This is a genomic window from Streptomyces sp. NPDC002773 (assembly GCF_040295605.1).
Taxonomy (GTDB): Bacteria; Actinomycetota; Actinomycetes; order Streptomycetales; family Streptomycetaceae; genus Streptomyces.
The window spans coordinates 216275-242974 of record NZ_JBEOVO010000005.1 but is presented as its reverse complement, the minus strand read 5'-3'; the positions used below and the strand labels follow the sequence as shown (position 1 = coordinate 242974).

The 26700-nt window shown below is 71.4% G+C and carries 22 protein-coding genes and 1 tRNA gene; 11 read left to right on the top strand and 12 right to left on the bottom strand.

Annotated elements, in window-relative coordinates; all coding sequences use genetic code 11:
- Position 1 precedes the first annotated feature (1 nt).
- Positions 2-1471, bottom strand: coding sequence for an ankyrin repeat domain-containing protein (locus ABT034_RS09565; protein WP_351213072.1), 1470 nt, complete (start codon positions 1469-1471; stop codon positions 2-4).
- 110 nt (positions 1472-1581) lie between these two features.
- On the opposite strand from ABT034_RS09565, the gene ABT034_RS09560 reads away from it, so the two are divergent.
- On the top strand, positions 1582-2025 hold the full coding sequence (locus ABT034_RS09560; protein ID WP_351213070.1) for a GNAT family N-acetyltransferase: 444 nt from the start codon (positions 1582-1584) through the stop codon (positions 2023-2025).
- Here the strand turns inward: ABT034_RS09560 and ABT034_RS09555 are convergent.
- Complete coding sequence (locus ABT034_RS09555; RefSeq protein WP_351213068.1) at positions 2022-2906, bottom strand: hypothetical protein; 885 nt, start codon at positions 2904-2906, stop codon at positions 2022-2024. The genes ABT034_RS09560 and ABT034_RS09555 overlap by 4 nt on opposite strands.
- Positions 2907-3083: 177 nt before the next feature.
- Here ABT034_RS09555 and ABT034_RS09550 point away from each other — a divergent pair, with 177 nt between their 5' ends.
- The gene (locus ABT034_RS09550) at positions 3084-3854 is read left to right on the top strand and encodes a S1 family peptidase (protein WP_351213235.1); all 771 of its coding nucleotides are present in this window, start codon (positions 3084-3086) and stop codon (positions 3852-3854) included.
- Between the two features lie 75 nt (positions 3855-3929).
- Here ABT034_RS09550 and ABT034_RS09545 read toward each other — a convergent pair whose 3' ends face one another.
- Positions 3930-5687 (bottom strand): glycoside hydrolase family 35 protein, encoded by a 1758-nt coding sequence (locus ABT034_RS09545; RefSeq protein ID WP_351213066.1) that lies wholly within the window; start codon positions 5685-5687, stop codon positions 3930-3932.
- Between the two features lie 168 nt (positions 5688-5855).
- Here ABT034_RS09545 and ABT034_RS09540 point away from each other — a divergent pair, with 168 nt between their 5' ends.
- The 6 genes from ABT034_RS09540 to ABT034_RS09515 all read left to right on the top strand — a co-directional run bounded on the left by ABT034_RS09540 (position 5856) and on the right by ABT034_RS09515 (position 13528).
- Positions 5856-6743 (top strand): helix-turn-helix transcriptional regulator, encoded by an 888-nt coding sequence (locus ABT034_RS09540; RefSeq protein ID WP_351213064.1) that lies wholly within the window; start codon positions 5856-5858, stop codon positions 6741-6743.
- Positions 6744-6754: 11 nt separating this feature from the next.
- Positions 6755-7078, top strand: a complete 324-nt coding sequence (locus ABT034_RS09535) for a chorismate mutase (protein ID WP_351213062.1) — start codon at positions 6755-6757, stop codon at positions 7076-7078.
- Positions 7078-8064: an asparaginase gene (locus ABT034_RS09530; protein WP_351213060.1), complete on the top strand. Its 987-nt coding sequence runs from the start codon at positions 7078-7080 to the stop codon at positions 8062-8064. The genes ABT034_RS09535 and ABT034_RS09530 overlap by 1 nt, the downstream gene beginning before the upstream one ends.
- An 80-nt stretch (positions 8065-8144) precedes the next feature.
- The gene (gene pepN / locus ABT034_RS09525; protein ID WP_351213058.1) at positions 8145-10640 is read left to right on the top strand and encodes an aminopeptidase N; all 2496 of its coding nucleotides are present in this window, start codon (positions 8145-8147) and stop codon (positions 10638-10640) included.
- Positions 10641-10742: 102 nt separating this feature from the next.
- Positions 10743-12119, top strand: a complete 1377-nt coding sequence (locus tag ABT034_RS09520) for a pyridoxal phosphate-dependent decarboxylase family protein (RefSeq protein WP_351213056.1) — start codon at positions 10743-10745, stop codon at positions 12117-12119.
- Positions 12116-13528: a lysine N(6)-hydroxylase/L-ornithine N(5)-oxygenase family protein gene (locus ABT034_RS09515; protein ID WP_351213054.1), complete on the top strand. Its 1413-nt coding sequence runs from the start codon at positions 12116-12118 to the stop codon at positions 13526-13528. The genes ABT034_RS09520 and ABT034_RS09515 overlap by 4 nt, the downstream gene beginning before the upstream one ends.
- A gap of 12 nt (positions 13529-13540) precedes the next feature.
- Here ABT034_RS09515 and ABT034_RS09510 read toward each other — a convergent pair whose 3' ends face one another.
- Positions 13541-15337: a 5'-nucleotidase C-terminal domain-containing protein gene (locus tag ABT034_RS09510; protein WP_351213052.1), complete on the bottom strand. Its 1797-nt coding sequence runs from the start codon at positions 15335-15337 to the stop codon at positions 13541-13543.
- A gap of 150 nt (positions 15338-15487) precedes the next feature.
- On the opposite strand from ABT034_RS09510, the gene ABT034_RS09505 reads away from it, so the two are divergent.
- Positions 15488-16177, top strand: a complete 690-nt coding sequence (locus ABT034_RS09505; protein WP_351213050.1) for an SIMPL domain-containing protein — start codon at positions 15488-15490, stop codon at positions 16175-16177.
- A gap of 146 nt (positions 16178-16323) precedes the next feature.
- On the top strand, positions 16324-17751 hold the full coding sequence (gene pyk / locus ABT034_RS09500) for a pyruvate kinase (RefSeq protein ID WP_351213049.1): 1428 nt from the start codon (positions 16324-16326) through the stop codon (positions 17749-17751).
- A gap of 84 nt (positions 17752-17835) precedes the next feature.
- Here the strand turns inward: pyk and ABT034_RS09495 are convergent.
- Positions 17836-17908 (bottom strand) — tRNA-Leu (locus ABT034_RS09495).
- Between the two features lie 115 nt (positions 17909-18023).
- On the opposite strand from ABT034_RS09495, the gene ABT034_RS09490 reads away from it, so the two are divergent.
- Positions 18024-18677, top strand: coding sequence for an ANTAR domain-containing response regulator (locus ABT034_RS09490; protein ID WP_073806675.1), 654 nt, complete (start codon positions 18024-18026; stop codon positions 18675-18677).
- 72 nt (positions 18678-18749) lie between these two features.
- Here the strand turns inward: ABT034_RS09490 and ABT034_RS09485 are convergent, their stop codons facing one another.
- The 7 genes from ABT034_RS09485 to ABT034_RS09455 all read right to left on the bottom strand — a co-directional run bounded on the left by ABT034_RS09485 (position 18750) and on the right by ABT034_RS09455 (position 26632).
- A complete protein-coding gene (locus tag ABT034_RS09485) occupies positions 18750-19466 on the bottom strand; it encodes an ABC transporter ATP-binding protein (protein ID WP_351213047.1) in 717 nt (238 codons plus the stop codon).
- A complete protein-coding gene (locus ABT034_RS09480; RefSeq protein ID WP_351213045.1) occupies positions 19463-20494 on the bottom strand; it encodes an ABC transporter ATP-binding protein in 1032 nt (343 codons plus the stop codon). The genes ABT034_RS09485 and ABT034_RS09480 overlap by 4 nt, the downstream gene beginning before the upstream one ends.
- A 3-nt stretch (positions 20495-20497) precedes the next feature.
- Complete coding sequence (locus ABT034_RS09475; protein ID WP_502972853.1) at positions 20498-22342, bottom strand: branched-chain amino acid ABC transporter permease; 1845 nt, start codon at positions 22340-22342, stop codon at positions 20498-20500.
- Positions 22339-23268, bottom strand: a complete 930-nt coding sequence (locus ABT034_RS09470; RefSeq protein ID WP_351213041.1) for a branched-chain amino acid ABC transporter permease — start codon at positions 23266-23268, stop codon at positions 22339-22341. Before ABT034_RS09470 ends, ABT034_RS09475 begins: the two co-directional genes overlap by 4 nt.
- Positions 23269-23365: 97 nt before the next feature.
- Positions 23366-24607 carry a branched-chain amino acid ABC transporter substrate-binding protein gene (locus tag ABT034_RS09465; RefSeq protein ID WP_351213039.1) on the bottom strand — a complete coding sequence of 414 codons (1242 nt, stop codon included), beginning with the start codon at positions 24605-24607 and terminating at the stop codon, positions 23366-23368.
- Between the two features lie 455 nt (positions 24608-25062).
- A complete protein-coding gene (locus ABT034_RS09460) occupies positions 25063-25947 on the bottom strand; it encodes a trypsin-like serine protease (RefSeq protein WP_351213037.1) in 885 nt (294 codons plus the stop codon).
- 181 nt (positions 25948-26128) lie between these two features.
- Positions 26129-26632 carry a PaaI family thioesterase gene (locus ABT034_RS09455; protein WP_351213035.1) on the bottom strand — a complete coding sequence of 168 codons (504 nt, stop codon included), beginning with the start codon at positions 26630-26632 and terminating at the stop codon, positions 26129-26131.
- Positions 26633-26700: the final 68 nt, after the last annotated feature.

The following is a 26700-nucleotide window of genomic DNA, read 5'->3' as shown; positions in this document are numbered from 1 at the left end:
GTCAGGCGCGGCGCGGGGACGTCCACTCCAGGCGGGTCCTGACCCGGGGGTCGTGGACGTACTCCAGGGCGGCGAGAGCCGTCTCCCGCGCCGCGCCCTCCGGGTCGCCGTCCGCGAGGGCCGACGCCAGCGCGTCCACCGCGCGCGGGTCCTGACGGATCGCGAGCCCCCGCGCCGCCTCCGCCGCCGTCTCCGGATCGGGGTCGCCGAGCCGCTCCGCGAGCCCCTCCCGTACGAGCGGGGTGTCGTCCGGCAGCTCCGCGAGCGCGAGCGTCGCCCAGTCCCGGACCCGCGCGTCCCCGTCCCCGCTCAGCGCGAGCAGCACCCCGAGCGCCTCCACGTGCCCGGCCGGCACGATCCCGGCGAGAGCGCCGGCGACCGCCCGCCGCACCGCCGCGTCGGGATGCCCGGCCGCCGCGAGGAGTTCGGGCACCGCGGCCGGGTCCGCGCACTCCCCGAGCGCCGACACCACCGAAAGCACCGGCTCCCGCGCCCGGGTCGCCCCCTCCGCCGCGAGCCGCCGCAGCACCGGGACCGCGCTCGGCGCGAAACCGGGCAGCGCGCCCAGCACCCGCGCGCCCAGGGCCTGCCGCATCGGGTCGCGGTAGGCGCACCACGCGGCCGCCGCCACGAAGGTCTCCTCGTCGGCCCGGCCGGCCAGTTCGGCCACCGCCGTCGTCCAGTCGTCGAGCTCGGGATCGCCGCAGCGCAGGGCCCGAGCCGCCAGCTCCTCGTGCGAGGTCCGCAGACCGAGCGACGCCTCCAGGAGCGTGGCGATGGCCGCGTGCCCCGTCTGCCGGTCGTCGCCGCGTCCGGGGGCGCCGTCCTCCCGCAGCAGGTCCACGACGACCGTCACCCCGCCGTCCTCCCGGACCCGGCGGACCACGGCCTCGTACGTCTGCCCGCCCTCGTTCCCCGCGACGAGCCCGCGCCGCAGCTCGGCCGCGATGTCGGCGCCGATCCACCGCCGCGCCTCCCGCAGCGCCGCCTCGCGCGCCTCCGCCCCGTGGTCGAGGAGCGCCCGGACGCAGCCGGTGGACCCGCGCCGGGCGGCGGCGACGAGCGGCAGGATCCCGTCGGGGCCGCGCCGGTCGGGGTCGGCCCCGTACTCCAGGAGCACCCGCGCCGTGTCGGCGTGGCCGAGCCGCAGCGCCCACGCGAGGGCCGTGAAGCCGTACGCCTCCTCCTGGTCCGCCGCGGCGCCCGCCGCGAGGAGCGCCCGCGCCACCTCGCTGTGCCCGCCGACGGCCGCCCCGCAGAGCGGCAGATCACCGCCGTCGTCGCCGCTGCCCCGGCCCGGGTCCGCCCCGGCGGCCAGCAACACCCTGACGATTCCGGCCTCGTCGCCGACGGCCGCGCGGTACAGGGCTGTCTCCCCGTCCTCCCGGGACTCGGGGCCGGCCCCGTCCCGCAGGGCCCGTACGGCCCCGTCCTCGTCCCCGTCCCGGATGGCGTCGAACAGCATGCTCATGCGCCGACCCTGACCCGCCGTCCGGGTCTGGCGCAAATCGATTCCCCGCTGTGTCCGGAGCGGGCGCCCTTCCTTCGTCCCCTCGTGCACCCGTGTCAGAATCGGGCCGCATGACGCATGATCACGACGATGCGGCGCTGAGCGTCGGCCACGGCGACGCCGCACTCGAGAAGCTTCTGAAGCAGGGACTCCGCGCGTTCAACTTCGCCGCCACCGGCACGACGCCCGAGGACCAGGGCGAGCTGTCGGTCAAGGCCGTCGACGAGAACGGCGATCTCGTCGGCGGGCTCACCGGCTGGACCTGGAGCGGGCTCTTCGGCATCGACCTGCTGTGGGTCCGTGAGGAGAGCCGGAAGGACGGCTGGGGGAGCCGGCTCCTGCGCGCGGCCGAGGACGAGGCCCGGCGGCGCGGCTGCGACCGGGCGACCGTCTCGTCCTTCACCTTCCAGGCCCCGGACTTCTACCGGCTGCACGGGTACGTGGAGACCGGCCGGGTCCTCGGCATCCCGGGCGGCGCCGAGGACGTCCACTTCCACAAGAGCCTGGCGTCCTAGCCCACGCACTCCAGGACCGTGCGGCACACCCCGCACCTGGCCCGCAGTGTCCGTCCCGCCGGGATCCTCAGGCGCTGGCGGCAGACCGGGCAGAGGAAGGAGACGCCGGTCGCCGGCGCTCCGCCCTCGAAGGCGTACGGGGCTCCCGGGGCCGCCCGGCCCCGGCGCCGCTCCCAGCCGTACCGCCGGCGCTCGGCCCAGCCCGCCCCGGCGAGCGGCGGCGGCGTCCGCTCCCGGTCCGCCTCGGCCCGGCCCCGTACCCATGCCTCGTACGCCACGTCGCTGGTGAACCACGGCGACGGGTCCTCGCCGAACACCCCGGCCCGCTTGGCGAGGACGTAGCCGAACTCCTCCGGGGTCAGATAGCCCAGCTTCTGGCTCTCCACGCCGTCCTGCCGGTAGGCGTCGAGCAGCAGCCAACCCGCACCCAGATAGGCGGTGACGACGTCGGTGAGGATCTCGTTCTCCTCGGTATCGGGGAAGCCGAGTCCGAGCCGGTGCAACAGAACATGGGTGATCTCGTGGGCGAGTGCGGCGCCGATGTCCCGGCGGCGGGTCCGAAAACGGTCGTTGAGTTCCACGAAGTACTCGGGCCCCGCGGCGAGTTCGACGGAGGCCGCGTGCTCCATCGGCCGGAAACTCACCACCATCCGCGCCTCGGGCAGCCGCAGGTGCCGGACGAGCGCGCGGGCCACCCGCTGGGTGCCGAGATGAAGGTCCTCGCCGCCGCCGAGGGCCACGTCGGCGGCGGGCACGCTCGCCGGATAGCGGTGCACACCGTCCGCGGAGAGGCGTCGGTAGAGCGCCGTGAGCGCGGCCCCGATCGTGGCGCGGTGCGGAAAGCCGTGGGCGACGCGGTCGCCCTCCTGACGGTTCGGCATGCCGGATTCCCCCCTCCCTTCCACTGTACGGTCCCGCCACTGGATCTGGCCGAAAAGGCTTTCTTGTGGCGGCAGTTGAAGCCTGTCCATAATCCGGACATGACTTGACGGGCGCATGTCATTGCTCGTCGGGCTCAACCCCCCATGAAAGAAGGCAGACACGTGAAGCAGAAGAGAATGGTCCGCGCGCTGCAGAAGCTCGCCGCGGCCGGCGCCGTCGTCCTGGCGGCCGTCAGCCTCCAGCCCACCAGCACCGCCTCCGCCGCCCCCGCCCCCGTCGTCGGCGGCGTCCGCGCCGCCCAGGGCGAGTTCCCCTGGATGGTCAGGCTCTCCATGGGCTGCGGCGGCTCGCTGATCACCCCGCAGATCGTGCTCACCGCGGCCCACTGCGTGAGCGGCTCCGGCAACAACACCAGCATCACCGCCACCGCTGGTGTCGTCGACCTCCAGAGCAGCAGCGCCATCAAGGTCAGGTCCACCAAGGTCCTCCAGGCCCCGGGCTACAACGGCAAGGGCAAGGACTGGGCGCTGATCAAGCTCGCCAGCCCCATCACCTCCCTGCCCAACCTGAAGATCGCCGAGACCACCGCGTACAACAGCGGCACCTTCACGGTGGCCGGTTGGGGCGCCGCCCGTGAGGGCGGGTCGCAGCAGCGCTACCTGCTGAAGGCGAACGTCCCGTTCGTCTCCGACGCCTCCTGCCAGGCCTCGTACGGCAACGACCTCGTCCCCTCCGAGGAGATCTGCGCCGGCTACACCCAGGGCGGCGTCGACACCTGCCAGGGTGACTCCGGCGGCCCGATGTTCCGCAAGGACAACGCCGGAGCCTGGATCCAGGTCGGCATCGTCAGCTGGGGCGAGGGCTGCGCGCGGGCCGGCTACCCCGGCGTCTACACGGAGGTCTCGACCTTCGCCGCCGCGATCAAGTCGGCCGCGGCCACGCTGTAACGGCGACACGTGAACGGGTGCCCCGGAGCGGCCGCGGCTCCGGGGCACCATCACGTGTGCGCTCTCCGTGCAGGCTCACAGGACGTCGAGCTCGACCCCGAGGCCCGCCCCGCCCTCCAGCTCGAGCACCCACACCTCGTTCGCGCCCTCCCGCAGTACCGGGCCCGGTACGAACAGGGCGTCCTGCGGACCGGCTCCCGGCCAGTACCGACCCAGGCAGAAACCGTTCACCCACACGAAGCCCCGGGTCCCGCCCGGCAGCCGCAGCCACGCGTCCCCCGCGCCCGCGACCTCCAGCGTCCCCCGGTGAAGGCCCGGCCCGCCGGACTCTGCGCCGAACGGAACCTTCTCCACCGCCGCCGGCTCGAAGGCGTCCAGCCGCAGCCCCCGCGCCCGGAACCCGTGCAGATACTGCCGCTCGTGCCGTACGCCCCCGGTGATCCCCTTCGGCTCCGCAAGGCGCGGCCCGTAGTTGACCCGGCCCAGCGACTCCACCCACAGGTCCACGACCGCGGGACCCGCCACCGGCTCCGCCAGCGCCACGTCCTCCCCGTCCGCCGTGTCGAGCACCCCCGCCAGGGCCCCGTCGACGTACACCACCGCCCGGTCCCGCAGCCCCGCCACCCCCAGCGGATACGGCTGCCGCGGCCCCGGCACCGCCACCCGGTAGCGGACGAGACCCCGGTCCACACCCAGCTCCTCGAAGGTCGGCGGCACCGGCGCCACCGTCTCCTCGTCGCCGAGCACCTCAAGGACCGCGTCGAGCGCCGCCCAGCCGTCGAACCCGCCCCGCACCGGAACCGCAAGCCGCGCCGGCGGCTCCGGCAGCTCCGGCAGCGGCCCGTCCGCGTACTCCGCGAGCACCTCACGGAAGCGCCAGAACTTCTCCGTCGGCCGCCCCGCCTCGTCCACCGGCGCGTCGTAGTCGTACGAGGTCACCGTCGCCCGCAACGGCCCGTCATGCAGCTCACCGGCCCGGTTCGCCCCCGCCCAGCCGCCGAAGTTCGTGCCCCCGTGCGCCATGTACACATTGACCGACGCCCCGCACTCCAGGATCTCCCGCAGCGCCTCCGCCGCGTCCTCCGCACCCCGCACCGCGTGCTCCGTACCCCAGTGGTCGAACCAGCCGCACCAGAACTCCATGCACATCAGCGGCCCCGACGGCTGATGGCGCCGCAGCGTCGCGAACCCCTCCCGCGCCCCCGAACCGAAGTTCGCCGTCGCGAGCACCCCCGGCACCGAACCACCCGTCAGCATGTGGTCCTCAGGACCGTCCGAGGTGAACAGCGGCACACTCACCCCGCAGTCCCGCAACAGCGCCGCCATCCACTCCAGATAGCCCCGGTCGCTGCCGTAACTCCCGTACTCGTTCTCCACCTGGACCAGGACCACCGGCCCGCCCCGGTCGACCTGCCGCTCGACCACCTGCGGCAGCAGCCGCCGGAACCAGGCCTCCACCGGCGCCAGGAACTCCGGATCGAGGGTCCGCACCCGCCGCCCGAGCGGACCGGTCAGCCAGTGCGGCAGACCGCCGTTCTCCCACTCGGCGCAGATGTACGGCCCCGGGCGCACGATCGCCCGCATCCCTGCCCGCTCCACCGCGTCCAGGAACCGGCCGAGCGCCTCCACGTCCCCGTACCGCCCCGTCTCCGGCGCGTACAGGTTCCAGGGGACGTACGTCTCCACACAGCCGAGGCCCATCGCGCGCAGCATCCCGAGCCGGTGCTCCCACTGCTCCTCGTGCACCCGGAAGTAGTGCAGCGCCCCCGAAAGCAGCCGCACCGGCCGCCCGTCGAGCAGAAAGTCCTCGTCACCCACAGCGAACGTGCTCATGGCCTCACCCTCACCCCCTGGCGGCGGACCGGTCCATGGACAAAGATCGTCGCAGTTTGGACGTTACGGACCGGACGGCAGCACCGCACGGCTCGGCACGACTCGCACCGCACGACTCGGCACCGCACGGCTCGGCACCGCACGGCTCGGCACAGAGGGGCTCACCGCATGTACCACACCTGGATGCGCTACTTCACGCCCAGCCCCGTCCACCACCGCCTCGGCCTCGTCTGCCTCGGCGTCGGACTCCAGCACGGCACCCTGCCCATCGTCGGCCCTCGCACCCTCGACCACCACGTCGCCGTCGTCGTCTCCGCCGGCAGCGGCTGGTACCGGGCCGCCGACGGCCGCCGCGGCACCGTCACCGCACCCGCCCTGCTTTGGCTGACCCCCGGCGTCCCCCACCACTACGGCGCCGACCCCGGCACCGGCTGGGACGAGGCCTTCGTCGACTTCGCCGGACCCGCCACCACCACCTACACCGAACTCGGCTACATCGAACCCGACCGGCCCGTCGTCCCCCTCTCCGACGCCGCCCCCGCCCGCGCCGCCATCAGCCGGATCGCCCGCGCCGCCCGCCCCGGCAACCCCCTCCTGGAAGTCGAGACCGGCGCCGCCGTCCACGAACTCCTCGTCGCGCTGCGCCGCGCCCGCGCCGACACCAACGCCGACGGCGACCCCGTCCTCGCCGCCCTCGCCCGCGACGCCTTCCAGCCCCTCACCGTCGCCGACCACGCCGCCCGGCACGGCATGACCGCCGCCGAACTGCGCACCGCCGTCCGCCGCGCCGCCGGCTGCAGCCCCAAGGACTACCTGCTCACCGTCCGCCTCGGCCGCGCCAAGGAACTCCTCGCCGCCACCGAACTGCCCGTCGCCGCCGTCGCCCGCCGCGTCGGCTACGACGACCCGGCCTACTTCTCCCGGCTCTTCACCCGCCGCGTCGGCACCGCCCCCATCCGCTTCCGCGAGCAGCAGGGACGGACCGTGCACGGCGGCTGGAGCGACCGCGTTCCGGATCCCGAACACCCGCCCACGATCCTCCCCAGATCCGTCTAAGCTCGCAGATCATGAGTGACCCCACCGATCCCCACGCCATCGACGAGTCCGTACGGGCCGAACTGACCCGGCTGCGCGAAAGCATCGACAACATCGACGCGGCGGTCGTGCACATGCTCGCCGAGCGCTTCAAGTGCACCCAGCAGGTCGGTGTCCTCAAAGCCCGGCACCAGCTGCCGCCCGCCGACCCCGCCCGCGAGTCACGCCAGATCGCCCGGCTGCGGGAACTCGCCGAGAGCGCGAAACTGGACCCGGCCTTCGCGGAGAAACTCCTGAACTTCATCATCGCCGAGGTCATCCGCCACCACGAGACGATTGCGGACGGAGCACGCTGATGGCCCGCGTCACGGTCTTCACCCTCGGCGGGACCATCTCCGCGCGAGGCGGTGACGCGGCCCGCATGAGCGGCCAGGAGGTCCTCGCCGAGCTCGGCGGAGACCATGACGTGGTCCTGAACGACTTCCGCCGCATCCCCAGCTCCACCCTCACCCACGCGGACCTCGCCGCCCTCGCCGCCGAGGTCCGCGCCACCGTCGCCGCCGGCTCCGGCGTGGTCGTCGTCCAGGGCACCGACACCCTGGAGGAGACCGCCTTCCTCCTCGACCTGCTCTGCACCACCGAGCAGCCGATCGCCGTCACCGGCGCCATGCGCCGCCCCGACCTGCCGGGCGCCGACGGCCCCGCCAACCTCGCCGCCGCACTCGCCGTCGCCGCCTCCCCGGCCTGCCGCGACCTCGGCGTCCTCGTCGTCGCCGCCGACGAGATCCACACCGCCCGCCTCGCCCGCAAGACCCACACCACCTCCGTCGCCACCTTCGCCTCACCCGGCGCGGGGCCGATCGGCAGCGTCGTCGAGGGCGAACCCCGCATCCTGCTCCGCCCCGCCGTCCCCGCCGCGCTCTGCCCGCTGAAGCTCGACCCCGACGTCCGGGTCGCGCTCGTGACCCTCTCCCTGGGCGACCGCGGCGAACTCCTCGACGCCGTCGACGACCGCTTCCAGGGCCTCGTCGTCGCCGCCTTCGGCGCCGGGCACGCGCCCGCGTGGCTCGTCGACCCGCTCGCCGAACTCGCCCGCCGCATCCCGGTCGTCCTGGCCTCCCGTACGGGCGGCGGCACGACCCTCACCGACACGTACCGCAGCCCCGGCTCCGAGTACGACCTGCTGCACCACGGACTGATCCCGGCCGGCCCCCTCGACCCCGCCAAGGCCCGGATCCTGCTCCACACCCTGCTCTCCAGCGGCGCCGCAGGACCCGACGGTTACGACCGCCCCCGCATCACTGCGGCCTTCGCCCACCTGAACGGCACCGGCGTGGCATAGCCACGAGCTGCGGAAAGGCGCAATTGCCTCTTTCCACACCCCCATACCGCCGCAGAAGGCCATCGGGCAGCATAGGGCGCATGTCCGTACTGACGCGCGACGAAGCGCAGACCCGTGCCCAGCTGCTCGACGTCCACCGCTACCTGGTGGACATCGACCTCACCACCGGCGCAGAGACCTTCGAGACCACCAGCACCATCCGGTTCACCGCCCGCGCCACCGGGGACACCTTCGTCGAGCTCAAGCCCGTCACCCTGCACTCCGCCACCCTCGACGGAGAGCCCCTCGACCCGGCCTCCCTCACCGGCAACAGGCTCCCGCTGAGCCTCACCGAGGGCGAGCACGAGCTGCGCGTCGCCACCACCATGCGCTACTCCCGCACCGGCGAGGGCATGCACCGGTTCACGGACCCCACCGACGGCGAGTCGTACGTCTACACCCAGCTCTTCATGGAGGACGTCCAGCGCGTCTTCGCCGCCTTCGACCAGCCCGACCTGAAGGCCGTCTTCGAACTGACCGCCACCGCCCCCGACGGCTGGACCGTCCTCTCCAACAGCATCACCGAGCAGCAGCCCGACGGCAGCTGGAAGGCCACCCCCACCCCGCTGCTCTCCACCTACTTCGTCTGCGTCGCCGCCGGACCCTGGCACACTGTCCGCACCGAGCACGCCGGGCTGCCCTTCGGCATCCACTGCCGCCGCTCCCTCGCCCCCCACCTCGACGCCGACGCCGACGAGATCCTCGCCGTCACCAAGGCCTGCTACGACCGGTACCACGAGAAGTTCGAGGAGCCGTACCCCTTCGACTCCTACGACCAGGCCTTCGTCCCCGAGTTCAACGCGGGCGCCATGGAGAACCCCGGCCTCGTCACCTTCCGCGACGAGTTCGTCTTCCGCTCCGCCGTCACCGTCACCGAACGCCAGACCCGCGCCATGGTCATCGCCCACGAGATGGCCCACATGTGGTTCGGCGACCTCGTCACCCTCCGCTGGTGGGACGACATCTGGCTGAACGAGTCCTTCGCCGAGTACATGGGCTACCAGACCGTCAACGAGGCCTGCGGCGACCTCTTCCCCGACACCTGGGTCGACTTCGGCGTCGCCAGGAAGGCCTGGGGGTACGAGGCCGACCAGCGGCCGTCCACCCACCCCGTCGCCCCCGACCCGGAAGCCGTCCCCGACACCGCCTCCGCGCTCCTCAACTTCGACGGCATCTCCTACGCAAAGGGCGCCTCCGCCCTCCGCCAGCTCGTCACCTGGCTCGGCGAGAAGGACTTCCTCGCCGGCATCAACATCCACTTCAAGCGCCACCGGTTCGGCAACGCCACCCTCGCCGACTTCATCGACAACCTGGCCGCCGCCACCGACCGCGACGTCCACGGCTGGGCCGAGCAGTGGCTGCGGACGACGGGCGTCGACACCCTGACGCCCGTCGTCGAGGAGGCCGACGGACAATGGCACCTGACCGTCGCCCAGGACGGCAGCCGCCCCCACCGCGTCTCCGTCGGCGCCTACGACCACGACCTGGTCGACGCCCGCCGCCTCGTCCTGCGAGAGCGCTTCGAACTCGACGTACCCCAGGAAGGGGCGGCCGCCCCGCGCGCCGGCCGCCGCCCCGCCCTCGTCGTCCTCAACGACCAGGACCTCACCTACACCAAGCTCCGCTTCGACGAGGAGTCGGAGGAAACCGCCCTCCGCGGCCTCTCCCGCATCCTCGACCCGCTGACCCGCGCCGTCATCTGGAACGCGCTCCGCGACATGGTCCGCGACGGCGACCTCGAACCCGGCGCCTACCTGGAGATCGCCCTCGCCCACCTCACCGAAGAGACCGAACTCGCCATCGTCCAGGGCGTCCTCGGCTTCGCCCGCACCCAGATCGCCGACCGCTACGTCGCCGACGACGAACGCCCCGCCGCCCTCGCCAAGATCAGCGAGATCGCCCGCGACCTGATCCGCCACACCGAGGACGGCGAAGCTCCCGGACTGCGCCTCACCGCCGTCCGCGCCTTCATCGACAGCGCCACCACCCCCGCCAAGATCGCCTCCTGGCTCGACGACGGCACCGTCCACGGCGGCCCCGAACTCGACCCCGAACTGCGCTGGCGCATCCTGGCCCGCCTCGCCGTCCTCGGCGCCACCGACGAGACCGTGATCGCCGCCGAACTCGAACGCGACCCCAGCGCCACCGGCCAGGAGGGCGCCGCCCGCTGCCGGGCCTCCCTCCCCACCCCCGACGCGAAAGCCGAAGCCTGGGCCGCCCTCTTCGACTCCGACGCCCTCTCCAACTACCTCTTCACCGCCACCGCCCAGGGCTTCTGGCAGCCCGAGCAGGCCGACCTCGTACGCGAGTACGTACCCCGCTTCTACGAGGCCGCGACCGCCCTCGGCGCCCGCAGGGGCCCCGCCATGGCCGAGGCCGCGGGCCGCTACGCCTTCCCCGCGTACGCCATCGACCCGGAGTCCCTGTCCCTGGGCGAACGCCACCTCGACGACGACACCCTCATCCCGGCGCTCCGCCGCAAGCTGGTCGACCAACTGGACGACCTCCGCCGCGCCCTCGCGGTCCGCACCTCCTGACCCACCGGACGGCGCCCCGACACCGGGGCGCCGTTCCCTCGTTCGGGTCACAACCCCCCACTCCCCGGACAGCCCCCACCACGGCCCGGCACCCTGTCGTCCATGCGTGCCGCACCCCCACCCCTCGCCGCCGACCCCACCCCCCTCAGCCGCTACCTCGGCACCGCCCTCGACGCCCTCCGCGAAGGAGCGCAGGCCAGGGGCGGCCCCCTCCCCGCCGGCGGGCCGGAAGCCGTGACGCGCCGCCTCCGCGAGGCACTGGGCGAGGCCCTGCCGGACCGCGGCACGGGCCCGGACGAGGCCCTCCGTACCCTCGTCCGCGCCCTCGCCGCCGGCGCCGCCGACCCCGCCCACCCCCTCTGCGCCGCCCACCTCCACACCCCGCCCCTCGCGCTCGCCGCCGCCGCCGACCTCGCCGCCTCCGCGCTCAACCCGTCCATGGACTCCTGGGACCAGGCACCCGCCGCCTCCGCCCTCGAAGCCGAGGTGACGGCGGCCCTCGCCGCCGAGGTCTTCCCCGACGCGGCGACCCCCGACGCCCTCGTCACCACCGGCGGCACCGAGTCCAACCAGCTCGCCCTGCTCCTCGCGCGAGAACGCCACGGCACGTCCCTCCGTACCGTCGTCGGCGCCAACGCCCACCACTCCCTCCACCGCGCCGCCTGGCTCCTCGGCCTCCCCGAACCGATCACCGTCCCCACCCCGAACGGCACGATCGACCCCGCCGCCCTCGCCGAGACCCTGGCCCGCACGCAAGGCCCCGTCCTCGTCGCCGCCACCGCCGGCACCACCGACGAAGGCCTGATCGACCCACTCCCCGCACTCGCCGACACCTGCGCCGCCCACGGCACCGCCGAACTCCACGTCGACGCCGCCTACGGCGGCCCCGTCCTCCTCAGCCGCACCCACCGCCCCCTCCTCGACGGCCTCGACCGCGCCCGTACCGTCACGGTCGACCTGCACAAACTGGGCTGGCAGCCCGCCGCCGCCGGACTCCTCGCCGTACGCGACACCACCGACCTCGCCGCCCTCGCCCACACCGCCGACTACCTCAACGCCGACGACGACACCGAAGCCGGCCTCCCCGACCTCCTCGGCCGCTCCCTGCGCACCACCCGCCGCCCCGACGTCCTCAAGACGGCCGTCACCCTCCGCGCCCTCGGCCGCACCGGCCTCGGCGCCCTCGTCGACACCTGCATGGACCTCGCCCAGAACCTCGCCGACCTGGTCGAGAAGACACCGGGACTCGACCTCCGCGCCCGCCCCACCCTCACCACCGTCCTCTTCCGCCCCACCGGCGCCGACGACCAGGCCGTCGCCGACATCCGCCGCACCCTCCTCACCGAGGGCCGCGCCGTCCTCGGCCGCGCCGAGGCCGACGGCCGCCTCTGGCTCAAGGCCACCCTGCTCAACCCCCACACCACCCCCGCGGACCTGGCCCAGATCCTCACCCTCGTGGAAGGCAGCACGCACCGATGACCGGCAGCACCCCCAAGGACGACCTCGACCGGCCCCACGACCTGGTGGGCGTCGGCATCGGCCCCTTCAACCTCTCCCTCGCCGCCCTCGCCCAGGGCGTCCCCGGCGGCATCGCCGCCACCTTCTACGAGCAGCGCCCCGCCTTCCACTGGCACCCCGGCCTCCTCATCGACGGCGCCACCCTCCAGGTCCCCTTCCTCGCCGACCTGGTGACCCTCGCCGACCCCGCCAGCCCCTGGACCTTCCTCAACTACCTGAAGAGCCGCGAGCGCCTCTTCCCCTTCTACTTCGCCGAGAAGTTCCACATCCAGCGCGCCGAGTACGACGCCTACTGCCGCTGGGTCAGCGAGCGGCTCCCCGGACTCCACTTCGGCCACCAGGTCGACTCCGTCCGCTGGAACCCCGAACGGCGCCTCTTCGAAGTCGACTTCACCCAGCTCGACCCGGACGGCGAGGCCGAGGCCCTCGGCCGCGCGTACACCCGCAACGTCGTCCTCGGCGTCGGCACCGAGCCCTATGTCCCCGAGCCGCTCAAGCCGCTCGCCGACGCCCCCGGCGTCCCCGTCTTCCACTCCGCCGACTACCTCGCCCACCGCGAGACCCTCCTCGCCGCCGGACACGTCACCGTCATCGGCTCCGGCCAGTCCGGCGCCGAGATCTTCCTCGACCTCCTCAGAGCCCGCCCCGCCGGAGCCGAGAAGATCCACTGGCTCGCCCGCACCGAGGCCTTCGCCCCCATGGAGTACTCCAAACTGGGCCTCGAACACTTCACCCCCGACTACACCCGCTACTTCCACGCCCTCTCCGAGCCCGTACGCGGCGACCTCGTCCCCCGCCAGTGGCAACTCCACAAGGGCATCGACGCCGACACCATCGCCGCCATCCACGACGAGCTCTACCGCCGCACCCTGCACGGCGGCTGGCCCGACGCCGTCCTCACCCCCGGCGTCCGCGTCCGCACCGCGGGCCGCGTCGCCACCACCCAGGTCGAACTGCACCTGGAACACCTCCAGCAGGGCACCCGCTCCCGCCTCACCACCGACGCCGTCGTCCTCGCCACCGGCTACCGCGAACGCCCGGTCGACCGCATGCTCGCCGGCCTCGACCCGTACCTCCGCCACGACTCCGCCGGCCGCGCCCGGATCGACGAGCGGTACCGCCTCGTCCTCGACCCGTCCGTCACCGGCGCCGTCCACGTCCAGAACGCCGAGAAGCACACCCACGGCGTCGGCGCCCCCGACCTCGGACTCGCCGCCTGGCGCAGCGCGACCATCCTCAACTCGATCACCGGCAAGGAGCCGTACCCCCTGCCCCGCCGCACCGCCTTCACCAGCTTCGGCCTCGAGACACGAGAGGCGCCGAGCATCCCGGCCCAGGGCCAGAAGCTGACGCCTCTCGTACAGCAATGACGACCGGACGGACTAGAACACCGGCACGCCGTCCCGGGTCAGCTTCCAGTCCACGGACGCGAACAGACCCGGGTCGACCGTCCCCTTCGCCTGCACCCACTGGATGATCGTGTTACGGATCTCGTCCGAGTTGGCCCACAACTGCGGGGCGTTCGCCACATGCGGGAACGCGCCACCGCCGCTCGCCCGGTAGTTGTTCACCGCCAGGACGAACTTCGCCGCCGGGTCGAGCGGCACGCCCCCGAACGCCAGGTCCACGATCCGCGCACCGGCCGGCTTGGCGATGTCGATCTCGTACGTGAGACCCGACACGGCGTCGTAGTTGTAGTCCGGGATACCGCCCGCGTTGGTCAGCTTCGCGGGGTCCACCGGCGCACCCGCCGGCGTCTGGACGTAGTACCGCGCCGAGTACTCCAGGTACTCCTTCAGCTGGGCGCCCGTCATCAGGCGGGCCTCCATGGTGTTCTCGAAGGGGTACAGGCCCGCCGCGTCCTTGATGGTGATCCGGCCGGCCGGGATCCGGGCCGTACGCGAGAAACAGGAGGCCTGCGAGAGCACCGGCAGGCCCCCGTACGCGCCACCCGCCAGCGCCGCCTTCACCGTCTCCGCCTGCACGACGTTGATCAGGTCGATGATCGGCTCGTCCTTCCACGGCGCGTCCGCCGTGGTCATCGCGACGGTCGACGTACCGATGACCTGGTTGACGTACGCGACGACCTTGGTGTGCTCGTCCGCGAGCAGCCCCGTGATCTCCGGGTCCTCCGCCACCGTGTTCGAGTTCAGGACCTGCGCGCCGACCTTCTCGACGACCCAGCGGCCCTTCTCCCACACCAGGTCGAAATCGAAGAGGGTGAGCCGCTGGCCCCACTTCAGCGGCTCGGACAGGACGACGTCCTTGCCGGTCTCCTTGTTCTTCACCCGGTACTCCGGGATCTCGGTGTGCGCGTGACCCACGAGGATCGCGTCGATGCCCGGCACTTGCTCGGCGACGAGCCCGGCCGCGTTCTCGATGTGGGGAAGCTGGTCACCGTACGAGGACGTGCCGCTCGAACCGGAATGCGCCGAGACGACCACCACGTCCGCGCCCATCGAGCGCAGCTTCGGCACCCACTTCGCCGCCTGCTCCTCGAGACCCGGGAAGACCATCTTCCCGCTGACGTTCGCCTTGTCCCAGATCGCGATGCCGGGGTTGGTCAGGCCGAGTATCGCGACCTTGACGTCCCTGCCGTGCGGGGTACGCATCCGGTGCATGCTGTACGGCGGGAAGGCCGGGCGCAGCGTCTTCGCGTCGAGCGCGTTGGCACCGAGCAGCGGGAAGTCGCACTGCTCCTCGAACTTCCGCAGCACTGGGATGCCGTAGTTGAACTCGTGGTTGCCGAGCGCGGCGGCGTCGTACCCGATGGCGTTCATCGCCTGCGCCATCGGGTGGACCGGACCGCCGGCCTTCGTGATCGGGTCGACCTTGGCGTAGTAGTACGACAGCTGGGTGCCCTGGATGGTGTCGCCCGCGTCGATGAGCAGGGTGTTGCGGCGGCCCTTCGCCGCGCGGACCTGGTCGACCAGGGTGGAGATCTTCGCGAGACCGACGTCGTTGTGCGCCTTGTCGTCGAACTCCTTGTCCGTGAAGTAGTCCCAGTTGAAGACGTTCCCGTGCAGGTCGGTGGTGCCCATCACGGTGAAGGAGTACCGCCGGGCCGGCTTGGGACGGCGCTCGTGTGCCTCGGCGGGAGCGGCGACCCCGGCGGTGAGGGCGGCTCCGGCCCCGACGGCGACGGAGCTCTCCAGGAACGTCCGGCGGTTCAACGGCATGTGCTCTCCTTGGTTCGTTCGGCGTCGGCCCACTGGCGCACGACGCGCGTAGATTCTGGCCCAGGCCTCCCCGTGGGCAACAGCCCTTCCGGGTTACGGAGTGGGAAAGTGTTCGCAGACGCAGTCGTCCCACGCGGAGGAGACAGGACCGTGACACAGGAACACGCCCACGCCACCCCCGAGGCGCCGCAGGTGACGGTCCGTGGCGAAGGCCGCCTCGACGTCGACCCGGAACTCGCCCGGATCGGCGTGACCGTCACGGCCCGGGGAACCGACCGGACGGCGGCGCTCGCCGACCTCACCCGGCGCAACGCCCAGGTGCTCGACCTGCTCAAGGCGCAAGGGGACGCCGTCAGCACACTGGAGACCGGCAGCTTCTCGATCGCCCCCGAACTCGGCCGACGCGGCCGGGGCGAACGCGTCCAGGCCTACCGGGGCCGCGTCCGCGTCACCGCCGAACTGACCGACTTCACCGTCCTCGGCGAACTGGTGACCCGACTCGCCGACCTGGAACTCACCAGCGTCGACGGACCGTGGTGGGCACTGCGCCCCGACTCCCCGGCCTACGCGGAAGCACGCCGGCTCGCCGTGACGGAAGCGGTCGCACGGGCGCGCGCCTACGCCGAAGCCCTCGGCACCTCCCTCGCCTCCCTCCTCGAACTCTCGGACGCGGGCCTCGCCCGACCCGGAATCCCGATGCCCCGGGACTTCGCAGGGGCGCCCGTCGCCTTCGCGGCCGAAGGCGTCGGCGAGACGCCCCCGCTCGACCTCGAACCGCAGCGGCAGACGGTCACGGCCGAGGTCGTCGCGCGCTTCACGATGCGGCCGCCCGCACTCTGAGACGGGTGGCTCCGCGGCGCGAAAATCGCTCATCGGAGCACCCCCGCGCACAGATTCAAGACTTGTCAACAGCCTTTCACGGAAAGGTTGTTGAGTAGTCATGTCCCACCAACTCGCTACTGGTGGGTAAGCCCTAGGCTCGATCCATGCGCCGAGCGAAAATCGTTTGCACCCTTGGGCCCGCCACCGACACATACGACCAGATCAAGGCGTTGATCGAGGCCGGAATGGACGTGGCCCGCTTCAACCTCAGCCACGGCACCTACGCCGAGCACGAGGAGCGCTACCGACACGTACGCAAAGCCTCCGACGAGACCGGCCGCAGCGTCGGAGTCCTCGCCGACCTTCAAGGCCCGAAGATCCGCCTCGGCCGCTTCCGCGAAGGCCCGGTACTCCTTGAACGCGGCGACGAGTTCGCCATCACCGTCGAACCGATGGAAGGCGACCGCCACGGCTGCGGCACGACCTACGCCGGCCTCGCCGCCGACGTCACCACCGGCGAACGCATCCTCGTCGACGACGGCCGCGTCACCCTGGAAGTCACCTCCGTCGAAGGACCCCGCGTCAACACCCTCGTCATCGAGGGCGGCATGGTCTCCGACCACAAGGGCCTCAACCTCCCCGGCGTCGCCGTCTCCGTCCCCGCCCTCTCCGACAAGGACATCGAAGACCTCCGCTGGGCACTCCGCACCGGCGCCGACGTCATCGCCCTTTCCTTCGTCCGCAGCGCCCACGACATCGTGGACGTCCACCGGATCATGGACGAAGAAGGGCGCCGGCTCCCCGTCATCGCCAAGATTGAGAAGCCGCAGGCCGTCGACAACATCGACGAGATCGTCGCCGCCTTCGACGGCATCATGGTCGCTCGCGGCGACCTCGGCGTCGAGATGCCCCTCGAACAGGTCCCGATCGTCCAGAAGCGCGCGGTCAAACTCGCCAAGCGCAACGCCAAGCCGGTCATCGTCGCCACCCAGATGCTCGACTCGATGATCGACAACTCCCGCCCCACCCGCGCCGAGGCCAGCGACGTCGCGAACGCCGTCATCGACGGCACCGACGCCGTCATGCTCTCCGGCGAGACCAGCGTCGGCCGCTACCCCATCGAGACCGTCCGCACCATGAGCCGCATCGTCGAGGCCGCGGAGGAAGACGTCCTCGCCAAGGGCCTCCCGCCCCTCACCGAACGCAACAAGCCCCGCACCCAGGGCGGCGCCGTGGCCCGAGCCGCCGCCGAGATGGGCGACTTCCTCGGCGCCAAGTTCCTCGTCGCCTTCACCCAGTCCGGCGACACGGTCAAGCGCCTCTCCCGCTACCGCTCCCCGATCCCCCTCCTGGCCTTCACCCCGGACCCGGCCACCCGCTCCCAACTCAACCTCACCTGGGGTGTGGAGACGTTCCTCGGCCCGCACGTGGACTCGACGGACGCGATGGTGGCGCAGGTGGACGAGGAGCTGCTGAGGATCGGCCGCTGCCGGCCGGGCGACATCGTGGTGATCACGGCGGGCTCCCCGCCGGGAGTCGCGGGCTCGACGAACCTGGTCCGGGTGCATCACATCGGAGAGGCCCTGAACTAGGTGGAGCTGGGCGGGAGGGGAGCCGTCCGGCGGCGTTCCAGCGGAACGGACCATTCGTCTCAAACCTTGGAATCAAAGGTAAAGTGCCCCGGGTGGGATTCGAACCCACGCTGGATGGTGTTTGAGACCACTGCCTCTACCGCTGGGCTACCGGGGCATCCTTCGAAACGAAGGTGGGTGATCACCCGCCGTGTCCCTACCTTACAGGAGGTAGGTAGGCTCATGGGGAGCTGTATCCGCCTCGGAACGAGGCCATCGAACGAGGAGCCCGAGTGACCGCCCCCGAGTCGCCCCAGCCCGCCGACGACGCCGAGGCGTCGCACGTCCCGCCGCTGACGACCCGTGTCGTCATCGCCGAGGACGAGGCCCTCATCCGCCTCGACCTCAAAGAGATGCTGGAGGAAGAGGGCTACACGGTCGTCGGCGAGGCCGGTGACGGGGCCACGGCCGTCGAGCTCGCCCGTGAGCACCGGCCCGACCTCGTCATCCTCGACGTGAAGATGCCCGTCCTGGACGGCATCTCGGCCGCCGAGAAGATCGCTGGTGAGTCCATCGCCCCGGTCCTCATGCTCACCGCCTTCTCGCAGCGCGAGCTCGTCGAGCGGGCCCGGGACGCCGGCGCCATGGCGTACCTGGTGAAGCCGTTCAGCAAGAGCGACGTGGTGCCGGCCATCGAGATGGCCGTGTCCCGGTTCGCCGAGCTGCGCGCCTTGGAGAAGGAGGTCGCCGACCTCTCCCTCCGTCTGGAGACCCGCAAGCTGGTGGACCGCGCGAAGTCGATCCTGCAGACGCAGTACGGGCTGACGGAGCCGGCCGCGTTCCGCTGGATCCAGAAGACGTCGATGGACCGCCGCATGTCGATGCAGCAGGTCGCCGAGGCCGTCATCGAGGACGCCGAGGAGAAGAAGGCGGCCAAGGGGCAGTAGCCCCGCCCGCCCCCGTACCGAAGAAGGCCCGCCCCACGTCGCTGTGGGGCGGGCCTTCTGTCTGGGGGCGGGTCAGTCCTCGCCGAGGTACGCCTTGCGGACGGACTCGTCGTGGAGCAGGTTCTGCCCGGTGCCGGACAGGACGACCTTGCCGATCTCCATGACGTGACCGTGGTCCGCCAGGGCGAGCGCGGCCTGGGCGTTCTGCTCGACGAGCAGGATGGTGGTGCCCTGGGCCTTCAGCTCGGCGATCGTCGCCATGATCTTCTGCATCATGATCGGGGAGAGGCCCATGGAGGGCTCGTCGAGCATGAGCAGCTTCGGCTGGGACATCAGCGCCCTGCCCATGGCGAGCATCTGCTGCTCACCACCGGAGAGCGTGCCGGCCGCCTGCCTGCGACGCTCGCCCAGGATGGGGAAGAGGTCGTAGGCGCGCTGGACGTCCTTGGCGATGCCCGCGGGGTCCTTGCGGAGGAAGGCGCCGAGGAGGAGGTTCTCCTCGATGGTCATCCGGGGGAAGATGTGCCGGCCCTCGGGGGAGTGGGCGAGGCCAAGCGAGACGATCTTGTGGGCGGGGATCTTGCGGAGGGACTTGCCCTCGAACTTGATCTGGCCGCCGACCGGCTTGAGGAGCCCGGAGAGGGTCCGCAGGGTGGTGGTCTTGCCGGCGCCGTTGGTGCCGATGAGGGTGACGACCTCACCGGCTTCGACGGAGAAGGAGATGCCCTTGACGGCCTCGATCTTTCCGTAGGCGACGCGCAGGTCCTCGACTTCGAGCAGTGCGGTCATGCGTCGTTCTCCTTGCCCGAAGCAGGGTCGTGCGGGGTGTCCTCCGAGGCGTCGTCGGAAGCCGGGGCCTCGGGGGCCTCGTCCGCCTCGTCGGAAGCCGGGGCCTCGGGGGTCCCGTCCGCCTCGTCGGCGTCCGGGGCCTCGTCGGTCTCCGGGGTGTCCTCCGCGGCCGGAGCGGCGGCAGCGGCAGCGGCGGCGGGGGCCGGGGCCGGGTCCGCCTCGACGGGTTCGCCCAGGTACGCGGCGATGACCCGCTCGTCGCTCTGGACGGTCTGGCTGTCGCCCTCGATCAGCTTCTGGCCCTGGACGAGCACGGCGACCCGGTCGCAGAGGTTGAAGATGAACCGCATGTCGTGCTCGATGACGAGGACGGCGATGCCCATGTCCCGGATGGCGAAGATGAGCTCCTCCGCCGCCCGCGTCTCCTGCGGGTTCATGCCGGCGGTGGGCTCGTCGAGCAGGATGAGGCCGGGGTCGCTCGCGAGGGCGCGGGCGATCTCCAGCTTGCGCTGCTCTCCGTACGGGAGGTTCTTGGCGAGGTGCTGCGCCTTGTCCTGGAGGCCGATGAACTCCAGGAGCTCCATCGCCCGCGTCGTGGCTTCCGCCTCGGCCTTCTTGAAGCCGGGGAGGCGGAGCAGTGCGGACCAGAGGCCCTGCTTCATCCGGGTGTGGCGTCCGACGAGGACGTTCTCCAGGACGGTCATGTTGTGGAAGAGGCGGATGTTCTGGAAGGTGCGGGCGATGCCGGCGTCGGTGACCTTGTAGGACGTGGGCGGCAGGACCGTGCCCTTGTACCGGACCTCACCCTCGGTGGGGACGTAGAGGCCGGTGAGGCAGTTGAAGAAGGTGGTCTTGCCGGCGCCGTTGGGGCCGATGAGTCCGACGATCTCGCCGCTGTTGACGGTCAGGTTCACGTCGCGGACGGCGGTGAGGCCGCCGAAGCGCATGGTGACCCCGCGTGCGTCGAGGACGGTCTCGCCCGCGGTCGGCGCGGCGGTCGCGCCGGCGGTCTTGGTGGTAGTCGTCATGGTTCAGGCACCTGCCTTGGCGAGCGTGGCGGGCGTCTCGTCCTTCTCGTGGAACTCCAGCTGGTTGCGCCGGTTGGCGATCATGCCCTCCGGGCGGAAGCGCATGAGCAGGATCAGCGCGACGCCGAAGGCGAAGAGCTGGTACTCGCCCATGAACTGGAGCTTGTTCGGGATGAGGAAGAGGAGGGACGCGCCGACCAGGGGGCCGCTCATGGTGCCCATGCCGCCGAGGACGACGGCCGCGAGCAGGAAGGCGGAGTTGGGCGGGATGGGGCCGGCGAAGAGGTACTGCTCGGGGGTCACGGTGTAGGTGACGTGGGCCTGCACGGTGCCGGCGAGGCCGGCGAGCGCGGCGCCGAGGGCGAAGGCGATGAGCTTGACGCGGAAGCCGTTGATGCCCATGGCGAGCGCGGCGGTCTCGTCCTCGCGGATGGCGACCCAGGCGCGGCCGATGCGGGAGTCGCCGCTGCGTCGGAAGACCAGCACGACGACCGCCATGATCAGCAGCATCAGGAAGAAGTAGTTGGCGAAGCGTCCGATGGTGAAGCCGGCGATCGAGTGCGCGGCGCCGAAGTCGAACCCGAACATGTTGAGGTTCGGGATGGACGAGATGCCGTTGGAGCCGTTGGTGATGTCGGGACCGGAGGTGCCGTCGGTGTTCATCACCGAGATACGGAAGATCTCGCCGAAGCCGAGCGTCACGATGGCGAGGTAGTCGCCGCGCAGTCGCAGGGTCGGGGCGCCGATGAGGACACCGAAGACCAGCGAGGCTCCCGCGCCGACCAGGATGGCGGCCCAGAAGGGGAAGTGGACGCCGAACGGGGAGGACGGGGCGCCCGAGACGAGGGCGGCCGCGTAGGCGCCGACGCCGAGGAAGGCGACGTATCCGAGGTCGAGCAGACCGGCGAGGCCGACGACGATGTTCAGGCCCAGGGCGACCGTGGCGAAGATCAGGATGTAGACGCCGAGCGTCGCGTACTGGTCGTCGGTCTGGGTGAAGGGGAAGAGCGCCGCGGCGGTGAACGCGCCCGCGATGGACAGGTTCTGGTGCTTGCCGGTGAGCTGCGTGGCCTGCGTCACGAGGCCCGACTTGCTGACGGCGGCGAAGCCGATGCCGGCCGTGATCAGGAAGCCGAGGAACAGTTCGTCGTACTCGGTGCCGACACCGTAGGTGAAGACGCCGAGGGCGATGGCGAGGACGCCCGCGATGATCAGGATCTCGACGGAGGAGTGCATCGTCGGGAGCCTGCGCGCGGTGCCGGTGGAGGCGAAGGCGGCCTTGAAGGAGGTCCAGCCGTTGCCGGCGCGGTGCTTGAACTGGTCCCAGGAGGTGTCCTCGGGGTCCACGGGCAGCACCTTCGGCCGCTCGTAGGGGAGGGCGAGGGCGCCGAGCAGGGCGAGGAGGCTGGCGAGTGCGACGACGGCGCCGCCGGGCTCCAGGTTGACCGGGCCGCCGAGCTGGATGCTGATGGCGCCGATGGTGAACCAGGCGATGGCGAAGTTGGCGAGGGTGGCGAGTTTGAGGGCCGCGTCGCCGCCGGCCGGGGTCAGCCAGCGGGTGCCCTTGACGCCGTACGAGGAGAGGGCGAAGAGGGCGGTGAGGAGGCCGGTGACCAGGACCTGCATCTGGAGGCCGGCCGGGGAGCCGTAGTACGTGAGGTCGCCGGGGAAGCGGGGGGTCCAGGTCCAGGCGAGGAAGCAGCTGGCGACGGTGAGGACGCCGCCGCCCAGGACGAGGGCGCGGGCGGCCGTGGCCGGGATGAAGCCGATGAGGCCGGTGGCCTCGGCGGCGGGCTCGGGGGCCGCGCCTGCCTTGGGGTTCTCGGAGATGGTGGTCATGGTGCTCACGCCCTGTCCGCGACGCGCTCGCCGAGGAGGCCTTGTGGCCGGGCGAGGAGTACGACGATGAGGAGTACGAAGGCCCAGACGTCGGCCCAGGACTGGCCGCCGAGCTGCTCCATACCGGGGATGTGGCTGATGTACGCCGTCGCCATGGTCTCGGCGACACCGAGGACGACTCCGCCGATCATGGCCCCGTAGATGTTGCCGATTCCGCCGAGGACAGCGGCCGTGAAGGCCTTGAGGCCGAGGAGGAAGCCCATCTTGTAGTCGACCACGCCGTACTTGAGGCCGAAGGCGACGGCGCCGATGGCGGCCATCGCGGCACCGAGGGCGAACGCGATCACGATGATGCGGTCGGTGTTGACGCCCATGAGCTTGGCGGTGTCCGGGTCCTGCGCCGTGGCCTGCATGCCGCGACCGACACGGGTGCGCATGACGAAGAAGGCGAGGAAGGCCATGCAGATCGGGGCGGCGATCAGGAGGAAGACGTCGCCGGTCTGGATGGTGACCGGGCCGATCTCGATGGCGCCGCCGGGGATCTGCGGGAAGGTCCGGGCGGACTTGGCCTCCGGGTACCAGACCCATACGGCGTACTGCAGGGCGAGCGAGAGACCGATGGCCGTGATGAGCGGGGCGAGGCGGGGGCCACCGCGGAGCGGACGGTAGGCGAACCGTTCCGCTCCGATGGCTATGGTCGTCGCGACGACCACGGCACCGATGATCATGATGGGCAGTGCCACCCACATGCTGGTGCCGCCGGGCAGGATGAGCCAGACCGTGAGGGCCCCGAAGCCGCCGGTCATGAAGATCTCGCCATGGGCGAAGTTGATGAGCTGGACGATGCCGTAGACCATCGTGTAGCCGACGGCGACGAGCCCGTACATGGATCCCAGTAGCAGGCCGTTGACCAGCTGCTGCGGCAGTTCGTTCACCGCATTGTCCTCCGAGACTTTCGACGGATGTGACACCGCGCGGGGAGCCAGGTGCGGCCCCCCGCGCGGTGAAGGTGGTGCTGAGTGGTGGGGTTGATCAGCCGCCGAAGGTGCCGGACTTGACCGGCTTGAAGGCGCCGCCCTCGACCTTGTAGACGGTGAGCTGCTTGTTGGTGGTGTCACCGAACTCGTCGAAGGAGACCTTGCCGCTCACGCCCTCGAAGGAGACACCCTGGACGGCCTCGACGACCTTGGCGCGGGCGTCGTCCGGGAGCTTGCCGCCGTTGCCGTCGACGACCTTCTTGACGGCCTCGATGATGGCCCAGGTCGAGTCGTACGAGTAGCCGCCGTAGGCCTCGTAGGCCTCCTTGTAGCCACCGGTCTTGTAGTCGGCCAGGAAGTCCTTGGCCGAGGCGAGGGACTCGATCGGCGCGCCGACGGAGGTGGCGAAGTCACCCTCGGCCGCCGTGGCGCCCGCGAGCTTCACGTACTCCGGGCTGAAGAGCGCGTCGCCGCCGACGACGACGACCTTGGCGCCGGCTTCCTTGATCTGCTTGGCCAGCGGGCCGGCGGCCGGGTACTCGCCACCGTAGTAGACGACGTCGGCGCCGGAGGTCTTCACCTTGGTGGCGACCGCGGAGAAGTCCTTGGTGTCCGGGTTGATGTGCTCGGTGCCGAGGACCTTGCCGCCGAGCTTCTCGAACTCGCCCTTGAAGGTGCCCGCGAGGCCGGCGCCGTAGGTCTTCTTGTCGTCGATGATGAAGGCCTTGGTCTTCTTGGCCTCGTTGAAGACGTACTGGGCGGCGAACGGCCCCTGGATGGCGTCCGTGGTGGCGGTACGGAAGTACGACTTGTAGCCGCGCTTCTTGTCGCCGGAGGCCCACTTGACGCCCTGGCTCAGGGCCGGGTTGGTGTTGGCCGGGGAGACCTGCGCCAGCTTCGCGTCGTCGAAGACCTTCTGCATGGCCTCGGCGACGCCGGAGTTCAGCGGGCCGACGACGCCGAGGACGGTCTTGTCGGCGACGAACTTGGTCGCGTTCTGCTGGCCGGCGGAGGGCTGGGCCTGGTCGTCCAGGGACTCCAGTTTGAAGGTCACGCCCTTGACGTAGGCCTTCTTGTTGGCCGTCTTGACCGCGAGGTCGGCCGAGTTCTTGATGCCGAGACCGAGGGCGGAGAGCTCGCCCGTGAGGGGGGCGTCCAGACCGATGGTCACGGTGACGTTGCCGCCGTCGCCGTTCTCGGCGGCGCCGCCCTTGTCGTCGCGCGAACCACACGCGGTGAGGGTGAGCGCTCCCGCGGTGACCGCGGTGGTGAGTATGAGCAACGAACGGTTTCGCACGAAGGGTCCTTTCCCTGGCGCGGCCCCCTCGGATCGAGGCGGTGCCGTGAAGCTGCGGAGCGAGGGGTGCCGTTTTGGAACGCCGGGCCGTACTGGGGTTGGTACAGGGCCGTGCAGTAGAACGCGCCCGGCGGCGCGGTAACTGGCGGTGACTCTAGGCGCAGGTGGGGAGGGTCGGGGAGCGCCGAGGTCAGGATGTGACTGTCTTGTTATGCCGACGGGGAAATGGTGTGCGTGACGGGTGGGTAAACCGGGGCATAGCGGTCTGTAATGCAGTGTTCACATCGTGAGAACGTGCAGTTCCGCTAAGGGGCTTGAGTGAATCTTGCTCCTGTCTGAGCGCTCGGCCGACTCTCCGGATATCGGACAGTGGCAGAAACCTCAGCGGACGAAAGAGCTCCTCCGCCCCGGTCCGTTCCGCTCTGTGCGCCCGTCACTCAGGGTGACGGATGAGGTCAAGGGAGCTGGACGTACGGCGACAGGAACGCACGCGCACCGGGACTGTCCAGCCGATAGGTCACATTGGTGGCGTAGCACGGCGTATCGCCGGTGATCGTGGTGGACACGAGAGTGCGCGTGCCGTTGAGGGTGGCGAAGTTGGGGCCGCCGGAATCGCCGTAACAGGCTCCGCCGTTTCCCTGGGGCGCGGTCATGGCGAGCCGGATCCAGGCGTCGTTGAGCGCGTTGAAGGCGACCGGCGCCTTCATGCGGATCCCGCCGCCCGGGTGGGTGTGCCCGCCGGGGCCGCGCTTCGCCTCCTCGGTGCCGTAACCGGCGACCGTGAAGGAGGCGTCGTTCAGGCCCTGCGGGCCGAGCGCGTCGAGGGCGCCCGCCTCGGGGAGGACCGCCGGGGTGAAGGACCACCGGGCCTTCATGGCGGACGCGGGCACTTCGATCACCGAGATGTCGTGGGTGTCGGAGGCCGGGCCGGGGTAGGACGGGTGGTTGCGGGCGGTGCCCTCGACGGCGACGCTCCGGGCTTGGGCCGCCGGGTCGCCCGGGTGCTCGGCGGCCGCCCGGTCGAGGCCGGCCTGGACGTCCTGGTCGAGCGAGACGTGGAAGCGGACGTTCGCCGGCCAGTCCGTGGTGCAGTGGGCGGCCGTCAGGAAGGTGTTCGCGTCGATCATGGTGCCGGAGCAGACCCAGTCGACCCGGTCGGGAGTCGCGGGATCCCCGTCGGCGTCCCAGGTCGCGACGAGCGCGCCGACCTCGGTGCGCTCGGGGGCGGGGGCCGCGTTGTACGAGTTGATCGCCGAGGCCGGGATCGCGGTGGCGAGGACGGCGGCGCAGGCGGCGGCGGTGACGGCGGTCATCGCGTAAGTGGTGCGGACGACGGTCACGAAGAACCCCTCGGTGTGTGAGCGGATGTTCTCCTGTGGGGGAGGTTCGCCAGTGAAGCGGCTGTAGCCGTGTGGGGCAAGAGGGAGTGAGGGTAAGGGAGTTGAGGGTATGAGAGCGGCGCGGCACGGGAGGGTCGCCCCGTCCCGCGCCGCGCCGTTCGTGTCGGTCGGCGTTTCCGCCTCAGGCGTTCTCGGTCCGGCCCGCCTCCGGCAGGTCGCCCGCGTCCTTGGCGGTGATCTCGCGCAGCATGCAGGTGAGCCGCGCCGTGCAGACCCGCTTGTCCTGCTCGTCGGTGATCACGATCTCGTACGTGGCGGTGGACCGGCCGCGGTGCACCGGCGTCGCCACGCCGGTGACCAGGCCGCTGCGCGCCCCGCGGTGGTGGGTGCAGTTCAGGTCGACGCCGACCGCGATCTTCGAGACGCCGCCGTGCAGCATCGAGCCGATGGAGCCCAGCGTCTCGGCGAGCACCGCCGAGGCCCCGCCGTGCAGGAGGCCGTACGGCTGCGTGTTGCCCTCCACCGGCATCGTGCCGACGACCCGCTCGGCCGACGCCTCCAGGATCTGGACGCCCATCCGGTTCCCGAGGTGTCCGGCCGAGAACAGCGCCGGGAGGTCGACGCCGAGCGCCGCGTACTCCTCGATGACCTCCTGCGGGAACTTCACGTGCTGCTGTTCACCCATGGCCCGGCTCCGTTCGTCTTCGTACGGCTGCTGATCGCGTGATCACGCGACGCATGATCATCCGACTC

Excerpts from the sequence above, each read along its gene's own strand:
- ABT034_RS09565 (WP_351213072.1), bottom strand. The coding sequence starts at position 1,471 with ATGAGCATGCTGTTCGACGCCATCCGGGACGGGGACGAGGACGGGGCC.
- ABT034_RS09560 (WP_351213070.1), top strand. The coding sequence starts at position 1,582 with ATGACGCATGATCACGACGATGCGGCGCTGAGCGTCGGCCACGGCGAC.
- ABT034_RS09555 (WP_351213068.1), bottom strand. The coding sequence starts at position 2,906 with ATGCCGAACCGTCAGGAGGGCGACCGCGTCGCCCACGGCTTTCCGCAC.
- ABT034_RS09550 (WP_351213235.1), top strand. The coding sequence starts at position 3,084 with ATGGTCCGCGCGCTGCAGAAGCTCGCCGCGGCCGGCGCCGTCGTCCTG.
- ABT034_RS09545 (WP_351213066.1), bottom strand. The coding sequence starts at position 5,687 with ATGAGCACGTTCGCTGTGGGTGACGAGGACTTTCTGCTCGACGGGCGG.
- ABT034_RS09540 (WP_351213064.1), top strand. The coding sequence starts at position 5,856 with ATGTACCACACCTGGATGCGCTACTTCACGCCCAGCCCCGTCCACCAC.
- ABT034_RS09535 (WP_351213062.1), top strand. The coding sequence starts at position 6,755 with ATGAGTGACCCCACCGATCCCCACGCCATCGACGAGTCCGTACGGGCC.
- ABT034_RS09530 (WP_351213060.1), top strand. The coding sequence starts at position 7,078 with ATGGCCCGCGTCACGGTCTTCACCCTCGGCGGGACCATCTCCGCGCGA.
- pepN (WP_351213058.1), top strand. The coding sequence starts at position 8,145 with ATGTCCGTACTGACGCGCGACGAAGCGCAGACCCGTGCCCAGCTGCTC.
- ABT034_RS09520 (WP_351213056.1), top strand. The coding sequence starts at position 10,743 with ATGCGTGCCGCACCCCCACCCCTCGCCGCCGACCCCACCCCCCTCAGC.
- ABT034_RS09515 (WP_351213054.1), top strand. The coding sequence starts at position 12,116 with ATGACCGGCAGCACCCCCAAGGACGACCTCGACCGGCCCCACGACCTG.
- ABT034_RS09510 (WP_351213052.1), bottom strand. The coding sequence starts at position 15,337 with ATGCCGTTGAACCGCCGGACGTTCCTGGAGAGCTCCGTCGCCGTCGGG.
- pyk (WP_351213049.1), top strand. The coding sequence starts at position 16,324 with ATGCGCCGAGCGAAAATCGTTTGCACCCTTGGGCCCGCCACCGACACA.
- ABT034_RS09485 (WP_351213047.1), bottom strand. The coding sequence starts at position 19,466 with ATGACCGCACTGCTCGAAGTCGAGGACCTGCGCGTCGCCTACGGAAAG.
- ABT034_RS09480 (WP_351213045.1), bottom strand. The coding sequence starts at position 20,494 with ATGACGACTACCACCAAGACCGCCGGCGCGACCGCCGCGCCGACCGCG.
- ABT034_RS09455 (WP_351213035.1), bottom strand. The coding sequence starts at position 26,632 with ATGGGTGAACAGCAGCACGTGAAGTTCCCGCAGGAGGTCATCGAGGAG.